The organism is Coprococcus comes ATCC 27758 (genome assembly GCF_025149785.1).
GTDB classification, from domain to species: Bacteria; Bacillota; Clostridia; order Lachnospirales; family Lachnospiraceae; genus Allocoprococcus; species Allocoprococcus comes.
This window is the reverse complement of record NZ_CP102277.1, coordinates 647,706-665,291: the sequence shown is the minus strand read 5'-3', so window position 1 is coordinate 665,291 and position 17,586 is coordinate 647,706. Positions and strand designations below refer to the sequence as shown.

General features: G+C 44.2%; 15 protein-coding genes. All 15 read right to left on the bottom strand.

All coding sequences use genetic code 11. The features are described 5' to 3' along the window. Positions 1-14: 14 nt before the first annotated feature. Positions 15-941 carry an orotidine-5'-phosphate decarboxylase gene (pyrF, locus tag NQ556_RS03535; RefSeq protein WP_008372910.1) on the bottom strand — a complete coding sequence of 309 codons (927 nt, stop codon included), beginning with the start codon at positions 939-941 and terminating at the stop codon, positions 15-17. A gap of 146 nt (positions 942-1,087) precedes the next feature. Further along, the gene (locus NQ556_RS03530; protein ID WP_008372907.1) at positions 1,088-2,296 is read right to left on the bottom strand and encodes a S41 family peptidase; all 1,209 of its coding nucleotides are present in this window, start codon (positions 2,294-2,296) and stop codon (positions 1,088-1,090) included. 29 nt (positions 2,297-2,325) lie between these two features. Continuing rightward, a complete protein-coding gene (locus tag NQ556_RS03525) occupies positions 2,326-3,498 on the bottom strand; it encodes a murein hydrolase activator EnvC family protein (RefSeq protein WP_008372905.1) in 1,173 nt (390 codons plus the stop codon). Between the two features lie 26 nt (positions 3,499-3,524). After that, positions 3,525-4,433 carry a permease-like cell division protein FtsX gene (ftsX, locus tag NQ556_RS03520; protein WP_008372902.1) on the bottom strand — a complete coding sequence of 303 codons (909 nt, stop codon included), beginning with the start codon at positions 4,431-4,433 and terminating at the stop codon, positions 3,525-3,527. Further along, the gene (ftsE, locus tag NQ556_RS03515; RefSeq protein ID WP_008372900.1) at positions 4,423-5,109 is read right to left on the bottom strand and encodes a cell division ATP-binding protein FtsE; all 687 of its coding nucleotides are present in this window, start codon (positions 5,107-5,109) and stop codon (positions 4,423-4,425) included. Before ftsE ends, ftsX begins: the two co-directional genes overlap by 11 nt. Positions 5,110-5,143: 34 nt before the next feature. After that, positions 5,144-6,232 (bottom strand): PucR family transcriptional regulator, encoded by a 1,089-nt coding sequence (locus NQ556_RS03510; RefSeq protein WP_008372899.1) that lies wholly within the window; start codon positions 6,230-6,232, stop codon positions 5,144-5,146. A 228-nt stretch (positions 6,233-6,460) separates the two neighbouring features. Further along, the gene (locus tag NQ556_RS03505; RefSeq protein WP_022220992.1) at positions 6,461-7,141 is read right to left on the bottom strand and encodes a WecB/TagA/CpsF family glycosyltransferase; all 681 of its coding nucleotides are present in this window, start codon (positions 7,139-7,141) and stop codon (positions 6,461-6,463) included. Positions 7,142-7,253: 112 nt separating this feature from the next. Further along, positions 7,254-7,466 carry a small, acid-soluble spore protein, alpha/beta type gene (locus NQ556_RS03500; RefSeq protein WP_044999053.1) on the bottom strand — a complete coding sequence of 71 codons (213 nt, stop codon included), beginning with the start codon at positions 7,464-7,466 and terminating at the stop codon, positions 7,254-7,256. A gap of 142 nt (positions 7,467-7,608) precedes the next feature. After that, positions 7,609-7,800, bottom strand: coding sequence for a PspC domain-containing protein (locus tag NQ556_RS03495; RefSeq protein ID WP_008372894.1), 192 nt, complete (start codon positions 7,798-7,800; stop codon positions 7,609-7,611). An 89-nt stretch (positions 7,801-7,889) separates the two neighbouring features. Continuing rightward, positions 7,890-8,750, bottom strand: a complete 861-nt coding sequence (locus NQ556_RS03490) for a DUF4097 family beta strand repeat-containing protein (RefSeq protein ID WP_204575811.1) — start codon at positions 8,748-8,750, stop codon at positions 7,890-7,892. After that, on the bottom strand, positions 8,747-9,586 hold the full coding sequence (locus NQ556_RS03485; protein WP_008372888.1) for a DUF1700 domain-containing protein: 840 nt from the start codon (positions 9,584-9,586) through the stop codon (positions 8,747-8,749). Before NQ556_RS03485 ends, NQ556_RS03490 begins: the two co-directional genes overlap by 4 nt. Further along, positions 9,583-9,906 (bottom strand): PadR family transcriptional regulator, encoded by a 324-nt coding sequence (locus NQ556_RS03480; protein WP_008372886.1) that lies wholly within the window; start codon positions 9,904-9,906, stop codon positions 9,583-9,585. Before NQ556_RS03480 ends, NQ556_RS03485 begins: the two co-directional genes overlap by 4 nt. A 447-nt stretch (positions 9,907-10,353) precedes the next feature. Further along, the gene (locus NQ556_RS03475; protein ID WP_044999050.1) at positions 10,354-10,602 is read right to left on the bottom strand and encodes a DUF1294 domain-containing protein; all 249 of its coding nucleotides are present in this window, start codon (positions 10,600-10,602) and stop codon (positions 10,354-10,356) included. Then, entirely contained in the window at positions 10,595-14,239 is a 3,645-nt protein-coding gene (gene addA / locus NQ556_RS03470) for a helicase-exonuclease AddAB subunit AddA (protein WP_008372882.1), read from the bottom strand. Before addA ends, NQ556_RS03475 begins: the two co-directional genes overlap by 8 nt. Then, positions 14,230-17,583, bottom strand: a complete 3,354-nt coding sequence (gene addB, locus NQ556_RS03465) for a helicase-exonuclease AddAB subunit AddB (RefSeq protein WP_204575809.1) — start codon at positions 17,581-17,583, stop codon at positions 14,230-14,232. The genes addA and addB overlap by 10 nt, the downstream gene beginning before the upstream one ends. Positions 17,584-17,586 lie beyond the last annotated feature (3 nt).

Below are 17,586 nucleotides of genomic sequence, written 5' to 3'. Positions count from 1 at the left end.
CTCATTCTTTTCTCTTATCTGTTCTCAAGCGCGCCTTTGATATCTGCTACCATGGCTTCTACTGCTGCACGGGATGCATCTCCAAAGTTCTCTGCACCGTATTTTGCATAAGCTTCCTGCTTATATGCTGCAATGATTCCTCTGGATGAGTTTACGATTGCTCCAAGTCCATCTTCATTAAAGAAATGAACCAGATCTTTTCCTTTTCCACCTTGTGCACCGTATCCCGGAACCAGAATGTAGGATTTCGGCATTACTTTACGAAGGACTTTTCCCATCTCCGGATAAGTAGCTCCCACAACTGCTCCGATGTAGCTATAATCATCACCCATGCAGTCTGCTCCCCACTCGGCAACCTTTTCTCCGACCAGTTCGTAAAGCGGACGACCATCGATCAGCCGATCCTGGAATTCTCCACTGGATGGATTGGATGTCTTAACAAGGATAAAAAGACCTTTCTTCTCTTCTTTACATACTTCAATAAATGGCTTTACTCCGTCAGATCCAAGATACGGATTCACAGTAGCGAAATCTTCATCGAACGGTACATAGGATTTGCTTCCTACCTGAACCCTTCCAAGATGTCCAACAGCATATGCTGCTGAAGTAGAACCGATATCACCTCTCTTGATATCTCCGATGACAACAAGTCCTTTTTCTTTACAGTAGTCTACCGTCTTCTTGAATGCCTGAAGTCCCGGAATTCCAAACTGTTCGTACATAGCGATCTGCGGTTTAACTGCCGGGATCAGATCATAAGTCTTATCCACGATCTCTTTGTTGAACTGCCAGATAGCTTCTGCTGCTCCTTCCAAAGTCTCGCCATACTCTGCAAATGCCTTTTTCTGTACCTGCTCTGGTACATAGGAAAGCATCGGATCCAGTCCGACAACGATAGGTGCTCCTGTTTTTTTAATGTTAGCGACTAATTTGTTAATCATCTTATTCCCTCCAGTTTTCTATTTATATTTTTGCTGTAACAGAAAGTATTGTCCTTTTGTTACCTGAAAAAAAATATTCTTTACTTATGATATCATATTAAAAACTAAAAGGGAATGCCGTTTTCGGCATTCCCTCCGGATTTCTGTTATTGATTGATTTTATTTCTCACCTGTTCCAATGCTGCATCAAGCTGATTATCTGCATTCGGATTATTCTCATCCTGCTGATATTCAACTTCTACGTCCGGCGTAATTCCTTTTTTGTGAATATTTCTTCCATTCGGAGTATAGTACTCAGCCATTGTCAGCTTCACACAGGTTCCGTCTCCAAGATCAAAAATCTGCTGAACGATTCCTTTTCCGTAAGTTGTTGTTCCGACGATCGATCCAAGTCCGTAGTCCTGGATCGCTCCGGCAAAAATCTCGGAAGCACTTGCACTGTTGCCGTCAACAACAACCGACATCGGCTTCGTAAACTGGTGTTCATCATCCGATGAGATCACCTCTTCGTGACCACTTTTGTCTTTTGTTGACACGATCGTACCTTTTGGCAACAGCAGATCCAGCATCTGTGTGACTGTCGCAAGATTGCCTCCCGGATTTGCCCGAAGGTCAACCACAAGTCCTTTCATCCCCTGATCCTCCAGACTGTCAAGTGCACTCTTGAACTGGTCGTAGGTCACACTGTCAAATTCCGTAACCCGGATATAACCGATCTGGTCATCCTTCATTTCAGACTTGACTGTCTCCACCTGGATTTTTCTCCGGGTAACCGTCATTGTCACTTCCTTCGCATCATCCCCACGCAGGACTGTGATATCAACAGTCGTATTCTCTACACCGCGGATCAGCTGTACAACATCGGAAAGATCCGTTCCACTTACGTCCTTATCTCCAACCTTATACAGAATATCATTTACCTGGATACCTGCTTCATTCGCCGGGCTGTTCTCATAAACCTGAACTGCAGTGATCACCTTAGTTTCCTGATTCTGTGAAAAAACAACTCCGATTCCCGAATACTCTCCCGAAGTTGATTCCTGCAGGGATTTAGTCTGTTCTTCATCATAGTATACGGAATATGGATCTCCCAGTGCATTAATGTATCCACTGTAAAGTCCGTTCTCCAGATCTTCTTCTTTCAAATCATCTGTATAAAGATAATTTTCATCAATCAGCTTTTTCAGTTTATTCAGTTTTTTCTCTTCCTGCGCATTTACAACCTTTTCCTGACTGGTCCCAAGGTCTACACCTGCGACATTCATAATTCCAAGTGCCGCAGCACCTACCATAAACATGGCGAGGGCGCCTGCAAGCGCCCCCTTCCAAAAATTCTTTTTATTATTTTCCATCATTTACTCTTTCATACCTGTTATGTATTATCTTACAGATAGTTCAGTGGATTGACCGGTACACCACCTACATGAACTTCAAAGTGAAGATGTGGTCCTGTGGAAATTCCGGTCGTACCGACATTTCCGATCACCTGACCTCTTGCCACCGTCTGTCCCACGGTAACATTCATCGAACTCAGATGCTGATACCATGTCTGCATTCCATTACCGTGATTGACTACGATGTAATTTCCACGTGCACTATTGTACTGTGCGGTAATAACAGTTCCAGAATCAGCCGCATAAACTGCTGCTCCGTATCCTGCACCATAATCGATTCCGTCATGACCGGTTGTTGCACCTGCAGTCGGTGCCACACGTCCGCCAAAGCCACTGGTAATCGCTGCTCCCGGTACCGGATGTGTAAGTGATCCGGTTCCCGTTGCACTTGCATTGCTGCTTGTATTGCCTGAACTGCTTGTGCCTGACGAAGCTGATGCCTGAGCTGCCGCCGCTGCCTGTGCAGCCTGAGCGGCTGCCGTCGCTTCTGCTTCTTTTCTGCGGGCTTCTGCCGCCTCTGCTTCTGCAATCAGTTGCTTCAGCTTGTCAGCGTTACTGCTGATCTCAGATGTCAGGTTATTGATCTGAATGTTCTTATCAGCAAGAAGCTTTTCTACATTTGCCTGTTCTCCCGCAAGTTCATCCTGCAGGTTTTCCAGCTCTGCATACTCTTTTTTAAGTGCACTTTCTCTGTTCTCGACATCTTTTCTTGTATCTTCGTATTCTACAAGAAGTTCACGGTCGCATTTGGAAATCTTATTGATGTATTCTGCTTTGTTCAGCAGATCTGCAATACTGTTAGCTTCCATCAGGATCTCCAGGAATTCATTGCTCCCGTTCTCATACATATACTTGATACGCAGCTTCATCGTCTGGTACTGGTCATCTTCGTTGGCTTTCGCAGTTACCAGCTCTGTCTCTGCATCATTGATCTCAGTCTCTTTTGCAGTCAGATCTGACTGTGTCTTCTCCATCTTTGATACAATGGAATCCAGTTCAGAAGAAAGTTCCGACTTCTCCGCCTCAGCCGTATTTTTCTGCTGTTCCAGCTCCTGCTGCTTCTTTTTCGCATCCGAAATATCATCAGCCTGTGCCGGAATTACCATACCGAAGCAAAGCGTAAACGCCAGTAACGCCCCAAGTATCTTTTTCCCTCTTATCATATTCGTCTCCCTTAAATATTATGCGACTAGACTCTTAAGTGCTTTCTAATCGTAAAGAAACTTCCCACAAAACCAATTCCGATTCCCAGTAAAAGTCCGACCGGAAGCAGTGTCTTGTATACCTGCCCCACCGGAAGGAAATCCAGAATATTATTCAGCAGACTGAATTTTGTAAGAATATAAGTAATTGCTCTATTATAAAGTACATAAAGGATACCAAGCGGAATCGCCGCACCGACAAGACCGATCAGGATACCTTCAATGATAAACGGTGCCCGTACAAAACCATCCTTCGCACCGATATATTTCATGATTGCAATCTCTTCCCTTCGGACAGTAATACCCATTGTGACCGTATTGCTGATCAGGAAAATGGATACTGCCAGAAGAATCGCGATGATAACAACCGATACATACCATACCAGCTTGTTCACACTGTTCAGTGTATTGGCTACGGTATCTGATTTGTTAACCTTGCGAACCCCGTCAAGGCTTTCCGCAAAGGAAACCAGCTTCTTCTGTGAAGCCACATCTGTCATATATACTTCATAGTTGTCAGATCCTGCCAGAGGGTTATCATTTTTAAATCCTTCTGCAAGGTCACTTGATTCGCCAAAATACTGATCTTTAAATGTCTCCCATGCTTCGTCCGCAGACACATACTTGATCTCTTTTACACCATCCTGCTTTTTAAGCTGTGCGCCAATATTATCAATCTGCTCCTGCGTTGCATCATCATTAAAAAATACAGTGATTGCCACACCTTCTTCTGCTTTGTGTACAATATACTGAAAGTTCATAATAATTGAGAAAAACAGTCCGAACACAAAGATACATGCAGCCATAGTTGCAACAGATGCCAGTGAAAACATCTTATTTCTTCCAATATTCTTAACTCCCTGTTTCGCGGAGTATCCAACTGTACTAATCCTCATGCTTATACCCACCTTCTTGTTCGTCGCTGACAATGACACCCTTCTTCATCGTAATAACGCGCTTTTTCATCTCGTTTACAATTTCCTGGTTGTGAGTAACTACCAGAACTGTAGTTCCTCTCTCGTTCGCTTCTTCAAGAAGTTTCATGATTTCCCATGAGTTGGTTGGATCCAGGTTTCCTGTCGGCTCATCAGCCAGCAAAATAGCAGGCTCATTGACAACTGCTCTGGCAATTGCAACTCTCTGCTGTTCCCCACCAGACAATTCCTTCGGGAACGCTTTGTACTTCTGTGCCAGTCCGACAAGTGACAGAGCCGCCGGCACTTTCTTTTTGATGACACGGGTTGATTTTTCTGTAACCCGCTGTGCAAATGCAATATTCTCATAAATATTGCGGTCTTTCAGAAGTCTGAAATCCTGGAATACAACGCCGATTCCTCTTCTGTACTGCGGAATCTGGCGATGTTTCATACGATTCAGATTCTGACCGTTGACAATAATCGTACCTGACGTTGGTTCGATCTCCTTCATCAGAAGACGTATCAACGTAGACTTTCCGGAACCGCTGTCTCCAACTACGAATACGAACTCTCCCTGTTCGATCCGAAGGTTGATACCATTGAGTGCAGCAATACCCTTCGAGTATTCCTTGGTAACTTCTTTAAGTTCTATCATATGCTCCTCCTAATTATCCATACTCCGATATAACTTAATACTCCAGTGTTTCCATGTATTTCATATATTTGACTACCATCAGCGCGATCTTAAATGTGATTGCGTCCTCAAATACGCGCAGATCCAGTCCTGTGCTCTTCTGCAGTTTGTCAAGACGGTACACCAGTGTATTTCTGTGAATATACAGCTGTCTTGATGTCTCGGAAACATTCAGGCTGTTCTCAAAGAACTTATTGATGGTCGTGAGCGTCTCTTCATCAAATTCGTCCGGAGATTTCCCCTCAAAAATTTCGCGGATAAACATCTTGCAGAGCGGAATTGGAAGCTGATAGATCAGTCGTCCGATTCCAAGCGCACTATATGCAATAACTTCCTTCTCGTCGAAGAAGATCTTTCCTACATCGAGCGCAAGCTTCGCTTCTTTGTAAGACTTGGATACTTCTTTGATGTCATTGACGATCGTACCATATGCGATACGGATATTCTCTTCTCCTTCTGCTTTCAGAAGATCAAGAATCTCATGCGCAGTCTTGTCCATCTCCGGATATCCATCGCCAGGACCTAATTCTTTTACTACGATGATGTTCTTCTCATCAACAGCTGTAATAAAGTCCTTGCCCTTTCCACCCAGAACAGAACGGAGACTGTCAAGCGCACTGACATCTCTCTCCCGAGAAGTCTCAACTATAAAGATATCACGTTTTACCTCTGTGTCAATATGTAATTTTTTGGCGCGATTATAAATATCCACCAGAAGAAGGTTGTCAAGAAGGAGGTTTTTGATGAAATTATCCTTGTCAAAACGCTCCTTATATGCTACCAGAAGATTCTGGATCTGGAAGGCTGCAATCTTGCCAACCATATAAACATCTTCACTGCCGCCATTGGCGATCAGAATGTACTCCAGCTGGTGTTCATCATAAATTTTGAAAAACTGATACCCCTGAATCACCTGACTTTCTGCCGGAGATTCTACAAACGAAAGAACGGCATTCTCATAATCTCCAGGCTCCGGAAATGTTGTCGCCAAAGTCTTTCCATCTGTATCCATCACTCCAAGATCAATCCTTGTAATTGATTTCAACCCTTCAATCGTATTCTGCAGTATCTGATTTGATATCATATTCTCTCTCCTCCATCCTCCGTGGTTCTATACACTTTGTACAATCTTCATCCCCCGCAACTGTGGACTTAGCCATATACATATAATACTTTAATACATATTACCAAAAAAATAAAGAGGAAATCACATTTTTTTATGCATTTCCTCAATTGAGTTTATTATAAAATTTATTCTATCAAAAAAGATTTTTTGATTTTTTTTATTATTTTCAGTCTTTTGTCGCTTCAATTATACTTCTTTTCTTTTTTGCTCTTTTTTGATCTCCCGTTTTAAAATCCTTTTACCGATAAAATTTTTCAGGTGATCTGCCCAGTTCTCACCATTTGCAAAGGAAGCAATACTATGTCCTGTTCCAAACCACATTCTGGTATTCAGCTGCTCTTTGCACCGGTAAACAAACTGTTCCTGCCAAGGGAAATCCATGCTGGCAATCACACAGTCTACTTCTCCGCCGTTGACCAGATTGGTGATCCTGTCATCCTCACTTTCGTCTGCCGGTACTGCTTTCATACCGACAACCTGAATCCCACTGTATGCCTCATGCAGATAGCCCTGCAGTCTGTCTCCTTCTTCCTCAGATCCTGCCAGTATAAATATCTTACAGCGGTTCTTATGAAAATAATGGAATACCATCTTCAGCATCGTCTGATCCTCCATCTCCTGGATCCGCTTTCTATCTGTGATCTTTGCAGCTTCAAGAATCGCCATATCTCCCGGAAGCAGAAGATCCAGTTTCTCCAGCTCTTCTTTCATACCGTCAAGCTGTGTCGCTCTCATCAAGGTATCCACCGTAACAATATCTACTGTGTTAAGTTCTTCTGTCTGCATATATTCTGCAATGATCTTCATCGCATCTTTTGCCGTACAGTTATCAAGCTGTACGTCCAGTACGTTCATTTTTTCATTCATTTGCCTCACCCGTTCCATTTTCTCGGTTTTTGCGGTCAAGCGATTATATCAAACATACAGTGCTTTTTCAACAAACGTTGCAAAATATTCACATTTTTTAAAATTTGTAATATTATTGTAAATTCCCAGTCTCATTCGTCCTGGATTTTTTTGAAATGATTCCTCCGATCCGCCCGGTTTCTTTTGATGACAGACTCTTCCAGCCATCTTCCAGAACCTTATCGAGAAGTCCAAGCTCCTCCGCAATCTCGTATTTTACCCGCTCACTTGTTTCCAGATTGGGGATATCTTCGCGTCTGATTTTCTTTGTCTTTGTGCTTTTCATACCTTTCAACTCCTTTTTCAGAGTGTTTCCCCAATTACGGATTTTATACATTTATACTTGATTATTATAAAAGAAGCCGAAAACATTACTTCCGACTTCTTCTCCTTCTGCCTTTTCTTTATCGGCAAAGCTCTCTTATTTTTTATTCTGGATCCGGAATGATAACTGCTGCAACAAAATAGGCAACCACGGCAGTCCCACAACTTACGCAAGCCAGCAAAACACCTCCAAGCCGGATCAATGTAGGATCGATATTAAAATATTCTCCAAGGCCTCCACATACACCGCAGATCTTACGGTTTGTTACGGATCTGTATAATCTTTTCTGTTCCATAAAAATTCCTCCTAAAAGTTTCTCCTATTTTTGTGTTTCTTCTATTATATATGTGTTTCATCTGATACATTTTTCTGTCTATGTTAATTCTAATGGAAACGGATCTCCACGCTGCCTGCTCCGTTCGATATCTCAATCGTGCGTTTACTGCCATTATCGATTGACTTCTCTGTGCTTAAGCCGCCAAGATCTATATCTTCTCCAATTTCTACCGAACCGGCACTGCTATCCAGTTCATAATTATAATCCTCCACTTTTCCTTCCAGATTCAGTGTGACGCTTCCAGCACCACAGTCAATGTCCACTTCTTTTTCCACTGTTCCATAAAAATCCAGACTTCCGGCACCTGTTTCTACATCTAACTCCTCTATATCTGCATTTTTTATTGTACAGCCTGATGCCCCGCTTTCAATCTTAAGGCTTTTCGCATTTAGTCCATCGATCTCTGCTGTTACTGCACCATATTCCATGTCCACCTGATCGAACTTGTAATCTCTTGGAAGATAGATCACAAGTGTTCCCTTTGCGTTTCTCACATTTTTGAAACTGAAACTGCTGCGCATTTTCGTTGTTATTTCCAGAGTTTTTCCGTCATGGGACAACGTTTTCTGCACTGCGTTTTCCGTTTTCATTCCGGAATCATCCACATGGATCTTGTCATCTGTCCCCGTCTTGATCCGCACCTCACTTGCACCGATATCAAGCTTCAGATTCTCCACACCGGAAAATGCCTCTTCCGATACAACATTTTCTGTATCATCCAGCTCATCATCATCCCAATCGTCATCGAAAGAAACATAATTCTTTCTCATAATACCAATTCCATTCGGATATGCTTTTTCAAACTGTGAAAATGTGACTCCAAGACATAATGCAATGATACAAAATACAACTCCTGCCCCTGTCAGGCTTATAATAACTGTCCAGAAAATCTTCCATCCTTTTTTCATCTGCATTCACCTCTCTTTTTCTGAAATGGTCTGCGACAAAGATTTACAAGCCCACGGAACATCATTGGAATCAGTTTGATACATCCCCATCCGATCAATACTGTAAATACTGCCCCAAGTGCCAGCAGCAGGCAGCCGACACCAAGCATTCCGATTCCAAGAACCGGGGAATAAAACAGCTGACCAAATCCGTGAATCCCCAACAGAATCCCTACGGCTGCGGTTGCAACTGCTGCCACCCAGATCGCTATTGCTGATATTGCAAGTACGACCAGAACTCCAAATGCCGCCAAAAGAAGACCAAGTGCTGTCGGAACTACAATTGGAAGCCCAATCACAAGGATACAGATGATCAGAATGATCTTGCCGGCACTGGATTTCTTCCGTGGCATTTCTGTCGTCTGACCCGCACCATATCCCTGATTTCCCGCATATGTATATCCCTGATTAGAATTAGCTGTATAAGAATACTGTCTTTCCGAAAATGGATTCCTGTCATTCTGTGACTGGCTTTCTCCATATGTCTCCGAATAGCTGTCTTTATAATAGTCATCTCTTCCTGCCGGGTACTCACTGCTGTCAAAACGCCTGTCCTGATATCCTCGCTCTCCGTACTCTCCATAACTTTCCGCATCATCGGTATTACCATTTATCCCGGCACGGATCGTTTCGGCAAGCTTTGCAGGACTTCCCAGCTCTTCGATTACTTTTTCTTCATTCTCGCTTCCGGCGTCATCAAAATAATCATTGTAATACTGCATTGCTTCTTCTCTTTCTTCTTTCGAAATTCCATGAAGCAGTGCATCTAATTCCCTCATATACTCTGTACGGTTCATTCGGCTGCACCTCCCTCGAACATCTCTGTAATCTTCCTTGTGTAGTTCTTCCATTCGACTTTATACAAATTAAGCTGTGCCATTCCTTTTTCTGTAACTTTATAGTATCTGCGGTTTCTTCCGTCAAACTGCATATCGTAGACTTCCAGGCATTCATCTTTCTGAAGTCTTCTGAGTACCGGGTACATCGTTGATTCCGATACATCCAGAACTCTCCGGACATCCTGTGTGATCTTATATCCATAGGTTCCTTCCTGTTCCCGTGATACAACGGCAAGCACGATTGCATCAAGGAGGGCAGCTCCGGTGTTAAATACCATATGATTCACATCCTTTTATTGTTTGTTATATTGTTTTGTTAAGCATATTATACGTTATATAATATAGTGAGTCAATATAATATTGTATAAGACTTTCTGAAGATTTCCTAAAGAAATGGGTGGGGGACGGATGGGTGGGAGGGAGGTTGTGACAGCTTGCGGATAGAAATAAAGTCCCCCTCTTCCCACGGGGCGAAGGCATTCCGATGAGCCTCTGAATGCGAACATTGTGTCAGCAATGGCTTCCACAATGTTTGAGTCTCATCTCCATTGCCCCTCAAGGGAAGTGGTGGACTTTATTTCTATCTGCAAGCCGCTCAAGGTTATCGAATGACCAACCATCCGCTTGGGCGGGCTGCCAGGGCTGATGCTGGGGCGAAATTTGAAGGATTGTGAAAAGGGGACACACAGCGCCTGTAAGGCGACTGTGCTGGGGGATCAAATATTTTAAATATGGGGGTAAAGAAAATATGTAATTACTATTTGAATGATTAGAATAATAGGGATTCCTAATTTGAATTTCAGGTGGCGGGTTTTGTGGTGGTAGTGTTTCATGGCGAGGAGGGCCAGGAGGATGAGGGTGCGTTCGGGGATTCGCCATTTGTTTTGGCGGGCTTTGGTTTTATCGGCGGCGTAGGTGAAGTAGGTGATGATGTTGATCAATAGCAGGTATACAAGGAGTATTATTTTAATCATTTTTGTAGTCCTCCAGGTGGATTTCTTTGCGAAGGGTGAAGGAGTAGATGATCTGTTCTTTTACTTTTTTCCGAATGATCTGTTCAAGGGCTTTGGTGTAAAGGCGGAGCTGTTCCCGGTAGCGGTCTTTTAGTTCGGCTTCGGTTTGTACACGGTCGGTTTTATAATCGAGTACGATGATTTCTCCGTCTTCTTCAAAGTAAGCATCAATAATTCCCTGGATCAGTACCATTTCACCCTTTTTCTGATCCGGATAAAATTCTTTTGCATCTACACCGAGAACAAACGGCTGCTCGCGGTAAAGTGTTTTTGCCCTGGCTGCATTTTGCATTCTTTTTCCCACATTCGTATTAAGAAACTCCATAATTTCTTTTTTTTGAATACACCCGGCTGTTCCCGCATCCAGGTATCCTTCGTTTTTCAGATTCTCTATGTTTTCCCGCAGTAAATCCATCGTATATATTTTCGAAAAATCGAGAAGCTCCATTACTTTATGATAAGCTGTTCCTTTTGTTGCTCCTTTTACCTCTTCTTCCTCTTTCATAAAATTCGGAAGGATTGGAACAATCTCCTCTTCCGGAATCAGTATTTCTCCATCTTCTTCTTCCGAAGCTGCCGCATATTTTTTCAGCTCTGACACGGTGTACTTCATTTTCAGCTGATCTTCACCCTGATACGGATATCTGTAGGAAAATGCTTCCTCGATTTTTGCCCGAAAACGTTCATCTGTCACAGACATCGGATGTTCTTCTGCTTCTATTTTTTCAAGGAACACCTCTTTTTCCAGATAATCTGCTGCTTCCTTATCCACTTCACCTTCTACAAGCGTATCAACACCAATCACTTTTAATTCGATTGGAACTTCTTCTGTTTTACGCACTGCCGCCGGAAGGATCCAGTCATAATAAGACGTTGCACGTGCAAGTTTTGTAAAGTCCAGTGTTTCTTTCTGACTATTTTCCTGTTCCAGCTGACAGGCTTCCAGTTTGTCTGCCGCATGTGGAACCGTTCCGGTAAGAATCAGCTTTTCCTTTGCACGTGTAAGTGCTACATAAAGCACACGAAGCTCCTCACCAAGATTTTCCAGACCGATTTCATTTTGAATAACTTTCTTTAATAGTGTCGGAGATTTGGTTCGCCGCTCCAGATCGATCGCATCGATTCCAAACCCCAGATCCGGATGGATCACAACGCTTGCCGTGGTATCCTGAATGTTGAACCTCTTTCCCATTCCGGTCACAATCACAACCGGGAATTCCAATCCTTTACTCTTATGGATACTCATCAGACGAACTGCATCCGTCTGCTCATCGTAAAGCCCGGCTTCCCCAAAGTCTACATTATATTTCTTGAGCTGATCAATATAACGGACAAAATGATACAGTCCCTTATAACTGGTTGCCTCAAATGCCTTTGCCCTGGTGATCAGCATATCAAGATTCGCGCGCCTTCCTTTTCCTCCTGGCATTGCCGCGATATAATCCCGGTATCCTGTCTTTTTCATGATCTCCCACAGGAGATCATGGATTGCCGTGTACGGTATCCTCTCCCGGAAATAAAAGAGCCATCCAAATACATCGCGCACTTTTTTCAGAATGCCCGCCGGAAGATCTGTCTTTTTTTCCGGATCCGCTGTTTCCAGCACATTCTGATAAAATGGTACTTCTGCATTCAATTCTCTGATCTGTGCCAGTTCTTCATTTGTCATTCTTCCAAACGGGGATTTCAGCACTGCAACGAGTGGAATGTCCTGACGAAAATTGTCAAGTACACGCAGATAGTCCATCATCCATCCAATTTCCAGAGTTTCAAAATACCCATCTGCCGATTCAGCCAGAACCGGTATTCCCTCATCCTGCAAAATTCGTGTAACAGTATCGGTCCACCCTGCAGGGCTTCTTGTCAGGATTACAATATCCTGATAGCGTATCGGTCGCAACATTCCCGTTTCTTTATCTACAATCTGCTGATTTTCCATCAGCTCTCCGATTCTTTGTGCGATCAGACGGACTTCCAGCTCTTTTGCCGTCTGGCTTCCGCTTCGCACAGAAAGCCCGGTATCCTCTTCCTCACTTTTTGTATCCAGAAGAAGGATTTCTGTCTCATTCTTTTCGGATTCCGGGTAAGAAGCTCCCACATAAAGTGCAGCATTCTCATCGTATGTGATCCTTCCAAGCTCTTCGGTCATGATCTGTCGGAAAATGAAGTTTACCGCATCCAGCACTTCTGCCCGGCTTCGGAAATTTTTGTGCAGATCGATTCGCCTGTTTCCTCCGTACGTCAGACTGTAGGTATTGAATTTTTCCATGAAAAGCTCCGGCCTTGACAAGCGGAAACGGTAAATACTCTGCTTCACATCTCCTACCATGAAGAGATTATTTTCCCCTCTGCTGATCCGGGACACACTGGTCAGGATCGCCTCCTGGATCAGGTTACTGTCCTGATATTCATCGATCATTACTTCCTCAAATGTATTCTGATACTCCTTGGCCACCTCAGAAGGCACTCTTTTTCCGTTTTCTTTTCTTGTCAGGATCTGCAAGGCAAACTGTTCCATATCCCGGAAATCGATCAGATTTTTTTCTGCCTTCTTAGCTGCAAGTACCCTCTGGTATTCTTTTACCAGACTGACCAGCTCATGCATCACCGGAATGCAGATTTTCCGGTCTGCTTCCATCTCAGATGGCGGCTGGAAAAAATAATTGTTTCGAATGTCATCGATAAGTTTCTTCCAGGTATCCCGATAGGCTCTTACCTGCTCTCTTTTTGTCGGATCTACTGCGTCATCTTTCTTTCTGGACAGAGTTTTCCATGCCGGCTTTTCTTTCAGTGCCTCATACATTTCTTCATAGCTCTTTGCCGCAAAAAGCTTTCTCAGAACTTTCTGATCCGCTTCCAGCATTTCTCCATACATATACGGTCCGTCCGGTTCCATGCAGATCTGGTCCGCTTTTTCCATCAGCATCTGCATATCCGCAACTGTTCTCCGGATATACTCCATCACCTTTTCAATATAAATGGCTTTTTCCCCGCTCTCTTCGTACATCCTTGCACAGTCATCCAGCCACTCCTCCGGATCCGGATAACTTCCGGCAAATTCATACAGTCTGCTGATGATTTCTTCCACCTGCAGATCTTCCCTTCCGGTTGCAAAAGTCTCCACAAAACGCAGGAAATCCTCGTTTCCTTCTTCATATTTTGCTTCCAGAAGCTCTTTCATCACGTCCTGCTTCAAAAGCTTTAATTCTCCTTCTTCCGCAATACGGAATCCAGGATCCAGATCGATCGTGTGAAAATACTCCCGGATCACAGACAGGCAGAAGCTGTGGATCGTTGTAATCTTTGCTGTATGGATCAGGGCAGACTGCCGCTTCAGATGTTCACTTGACGGATCCTCCTCCAGCTCCTTCTCAATCGCAGCACCGATCCTTTCTTTCATCTCAGCAGCCGCCGCCTCAGTGTAGGTCACGATCAGCATATGGTCGACATCCACCGGATTTGCATCCCTTGTCAGCCTCGCAATAATCCGCTCCACCAGAACAGCAGTTTTCCCGGAGCCAGCGGCTGCTGACACCAGAATATTATGATCGCGCAGGTCGATCACCTGCTGCTGTTCTTCGGTCCATTTTACTCCCATGTCTGCTTCTCCTCTTCCAGCTTCGCCATAATTTTCTCCATTACAATTTCCTTCGGAAGCTTCTCAAGCTTCCGGTATTCATATCCTTCGATCTGCTCATCAAATCCGCAGATATCCCGGTATGGGCAATACGTACAGCCATTTTGTGTACCCATCTCATACGGCAGTGCCTCCGCCTTTCCGCGGTACATTGCTCCCTGAAGATCAGTCCGTCTTTTCTGTGCATAAGTCAGCACTGCATCAAACTCTTCCGGCAGGAGCATTTTGGATGCTTTGGAATAGCCGCTTTTCGTCTTTCCTGCCGGAATCACAAGCGAATTCCCCGAAAAATCCGCATCCAGTCTCTGAATCACGGCATCCTCCTGACGGATGATTCCATCCAGCCGAAGCTCCTTTAAAATTGCCTCTTCCAGTTTTTCTTCATCCAGCTCTTTCCCGACGATCGGATCCTTCATCCGATAGTAGAAAATGCCTGCCGGCACAATCTTTTTACCCGGATGTTTTCTTTCCTCCAGCCGGACTGCTTCTTCCATATACACCACCAGCTGCATCTGCAGACCATGATAAAAAGCTGCCATATCAAAACTCTTTGCCCCGGTTTTATAATCCAGGATCTTCACATAGACCTGATCTTCCGTCTCACATGTATCGATCCTGTCAATCTTTCCGCTTCCAAAGCTTACCTCATAGCCCTCCGGTTTAAAGCTTCCCTTCCGAAGCTGCTTTGTCATCGCCCAGACCGTCCGGTTCATCATACGTTTCATACGTGGCACGATATACGCGTTCCGCGCACTGCTGTAGATTACGGTATTGCTGTAATCTACGATACTCTCATCCACGCTTTCCGACGCAAACTGTTCCTGCTGCTCCTTTGTAACCTCAGTCCATTCCAGGCCTTCCCGTTCTACCCGTCGGGCATATTTTTCCAGTGCTTTATGAAAAATATTTCCAAAATCAAGAGCAGCAAATTCATAGACCTCTCTCTCCTTAAGGCGAAGTCCATAGGTCAGAAAATGCGCACAGGCACAGGCAGCAAATTTCTCCAGTCTTGAAATGCTTGGTGCCCAGTCTCCATAAAGCTTCCGTGCGGTCTGCAAAGTCAGATTGTCCTCCGGCCTGCGGTATCTGTTGATCCTTGCCAGATCGTGCACCTTTTCGTTCCAGTCCTCCTGCGCACAATACCAACGGTACAGCTCCTGCCAGCTGCCTTCCTCCATCTTTTTCGGGTTCTGTAATCCTTCGATCAATGACCCGATCCCGGTCTGTGGAAGCATTTCTTTTGTCTCCATCCCATACTGATCCATATTAAATACAGAAAGCTTTGTATACATCCGCTTCAGATCCCCGATCAGATATGCCGCCCTCCTGCTCTTTCCATCGGCCGATACTTTACTGTAGGTCAGCATCAATTCTTCCGTCGGCTTTGTCATGTGCAGATACAGATAAAATTTCTGGATGTAACTTTTTTCTCTTGTTCCCGGTGCAAGCGCAATTCCTCTTTCTTCAAAACGCTCCCGGTCTCTGTCTGAAATCAGTCCACCTGCGGATGCATTTCCCGGAATCAGAGAATCATTGACTCCCAGAAGGATCAGCGCCCGGATATCTTTCAGTCTCGTTCGCTCAATATCTCCTGCCATCACTTCATCCAGACTTGGCGGAATTACACCGATCCTTGCCTCTTCCATTCCGGCATCCAGAAGCTCCCTGTACTCTTTGAGCGCAATCCGCTCATCTCCAAGAAGACTTACAAACTTGTCAAACAGCTCCATCACCACACGATAGATCTGTGCATATTCTTTTGCAAGTGCAAGCTCTCCTGCTTCTGTAAATTGATTCTCCAATACTTTTACCTGCTTCTGGATTTCTTCTTTTTCCAGAAATTCACAGATTGCAAGCGTCACATCCCGCACTGTCTTCTGACGCTGCTTTAAGACAAACACCAGATCTTCTGTTTTTTCCACAAAGCATACCCGGAGATGATTCAGTACCTCCAACTCTTCCTCTGTCGTATCCTTCGCTCTGCGGATCCATTTTTCCTGCCATTTTTTGTAACCACGGATGCCAAGCGCAAGTACATAATTTTCCAGAAGATCCAATTCCTCACCGGTAAATCCGACCAGATCCGTTCTTAAGAAACGGAACACACTTTCTGCAGAAAAATTCTGTTCTGCCATCGCAAGAAGACTCCGGATATACTCCACAAAAGAATTTAAAAGTACATTCCGCTTATAATCCATGAAAACCGGAATCTCATACTCCCGGAAAATCTTCTCGATCTCATCCGCATAGAGATTCATGTCACTTGCGATCACCGCGATCTCCCGGTAACGATATTCTTTCTTGCGAATTAAAAAACGTATCCTCTGGGCAGCGCATTCTACTTCCATCCTAGGATTTGCCGCTGCATAAACCCGCACATTTGACTGCTTTTCCCTGTAAGTCCTGCCACTGTAACGGAACAGTTCCTTCTCCAGAAATGCAAGTGCCGGCGCATTTTTAAAACGCCAGACCGGCTCCTGGTACAGACAGACCGGCTCTTCGACCAGCACCTTTTCCTCCCCTGCAATCTTCACAAGAGACGTCACCATCTGCTTACTCAGCGCAAACAGCTGATACTTGTCTTTCATCACGTAAGGATCTTCCCTCTTATCCATCGTGACAGTAATCATCACCTTCTGACAATGATGCAGCATTTCCCCCAGCACCTTGTTCTGAAGCGGCGTAAATCCGGTAAACCCATCCAGTACGATCACACTGTCCTTCAGCATTCTCGATTTGTCCATCACATTGCAGAGAATGTCCAGAATTTCTTCTTTTGTAATATATTTATCTGCAAGATATTCTTCAAATGCCTGATACATCACCTGGATATCCTTCAATTTCCAGGCAAGATACGAAGACTCATCTGCCTCCGTGATCATATCATCCATGCCATCCGGGGAAATGTTGTACTGCGTCAGCTCGGAAATAACGGATTTCACCTCACTGATGTAACCTGGCTTTTTGATATTTCCTTTTAAAACCTTTAGCGAATCTTCTTTTTTCCCCGCGAGTCGCCTGAGGATCAGATTCTTTCCTTCATCATCCAGAATCTCCCTGCTTCCATTCCCTGTTTCTTCCAGAACACGAAAAGCAAGACGTGCAAAACTCAGCACGTCTATGTTCATAATTCCATGTCTCGGATGCCGCAGGACCAGTTCCTTCTGCGTCTGCATCGTGAACTGTTCCGGCACCAGAATAATATAATTAATATCAGGATGTTTCATTGATTCCCGAATGATATGTTCATATAGATAATGTGACTTGCCCGAACCCGGATTTCCAAAAATAAACTGTAAAGCCATCTG

Coding starts and splice junctions, on each gene's coding strand:
- NQ556_RS03500 (WP_044999053.1), bottom strand. CDS start 7,466: ATGAAAAGCACAAAGACAAAGAAAATCAGACGCGAAGATATCCCCAAT.
- NQ556_RS03485 (WP_008372888.1), bottom strand. CDS start 9,586: ATGAACCGTACAGAGTATATGAGGGAATTAGATGCACTGCTTCATGGA.
- pyrF (WP_008372910.1), bottom strand. CDS start 941: ATGATTAACAAATTAGTCGCTAACATTAAAAAAACAGGAGCACCTATC.
- NQ556_RS03495 (WP_008372894.1), bottom strand. CDS start 7,800: ATGGAACAGAAAAGATTATACAGATCCGTAACAAACCGTAAGATCTGC.
- NQ556_RS03505 (WP_022220992.1), bottom strand. CDS start 7,141: ATGAATGAAAAAATGAACGTACTGGACGTACAGCTTGATAACTGTACG.
- NQ556_RS03480 (WP_008372886.1), bottom strand. CDS start 9,906: ATGGTATTTAACACCGGAGCTGCCCTCCTTGATGCAATCGTGCTTGCC.
- NQ556_RS03525 (WP_008372905.1), bottom strand. CDS start 3,498: ATGATAAGAGGGAAAAAGATACTTGGGGCGTTACTGGCGTTTACGCTT.
- NQ556_RS03510 (WP_008372899.1), bottom strand. CDS start 6,232: ATGATATCAAATCAGATACTGCAGAATACGATTGAAGGGTTGAAATCA.
- NQ556_RS03475 (WP_044999050.1), bottom strand. CDS start 10,602: ATGATTAAAATAATACTCCTTGTATACCTGCTATTGATCAACATCATC.
- ftsE (WP_008372900.1), bottom strand. CDS start 5,109: ATGATAGAACTTAAAGAAGTTACCAAGGAATACTCGAAGGGTATTGCT.
- NQ556_RS03530 (WP_008372907.1), bottom strand. CDS start 2,296: ATGATGGAAAATAATAAAAAGAATTTTTGGAAGGGGGCGCTTGCAGGC.
- NQ556_RS03490 (WP_204575811.1), bottom strand. CDS start 8,750: ATGAAAAAAGGATGGAAGATTTTCTGGACAGTTATTATAAGCCTGACA.
- addA (WP_008372882.1), bottom strand. CDS start 14,239: ATGGGAGTAAAATGGACCGAAGAACAGCAGCAGGTGATCGACCTGCGC.
- ftsX (WP_008372902.1), bottom strand. CDS start 4,433: ATGAGGATTAGTACAGTTGGATACTCCGCGAAACAGGGAGTTAAGAAT.
- addB (WP_204575809.1), bottom strand. CDS start 17,583: ATGGCTTTACAGTTTATTTTTGGAAATCCGGGTTCGGGCAAGTCACAT.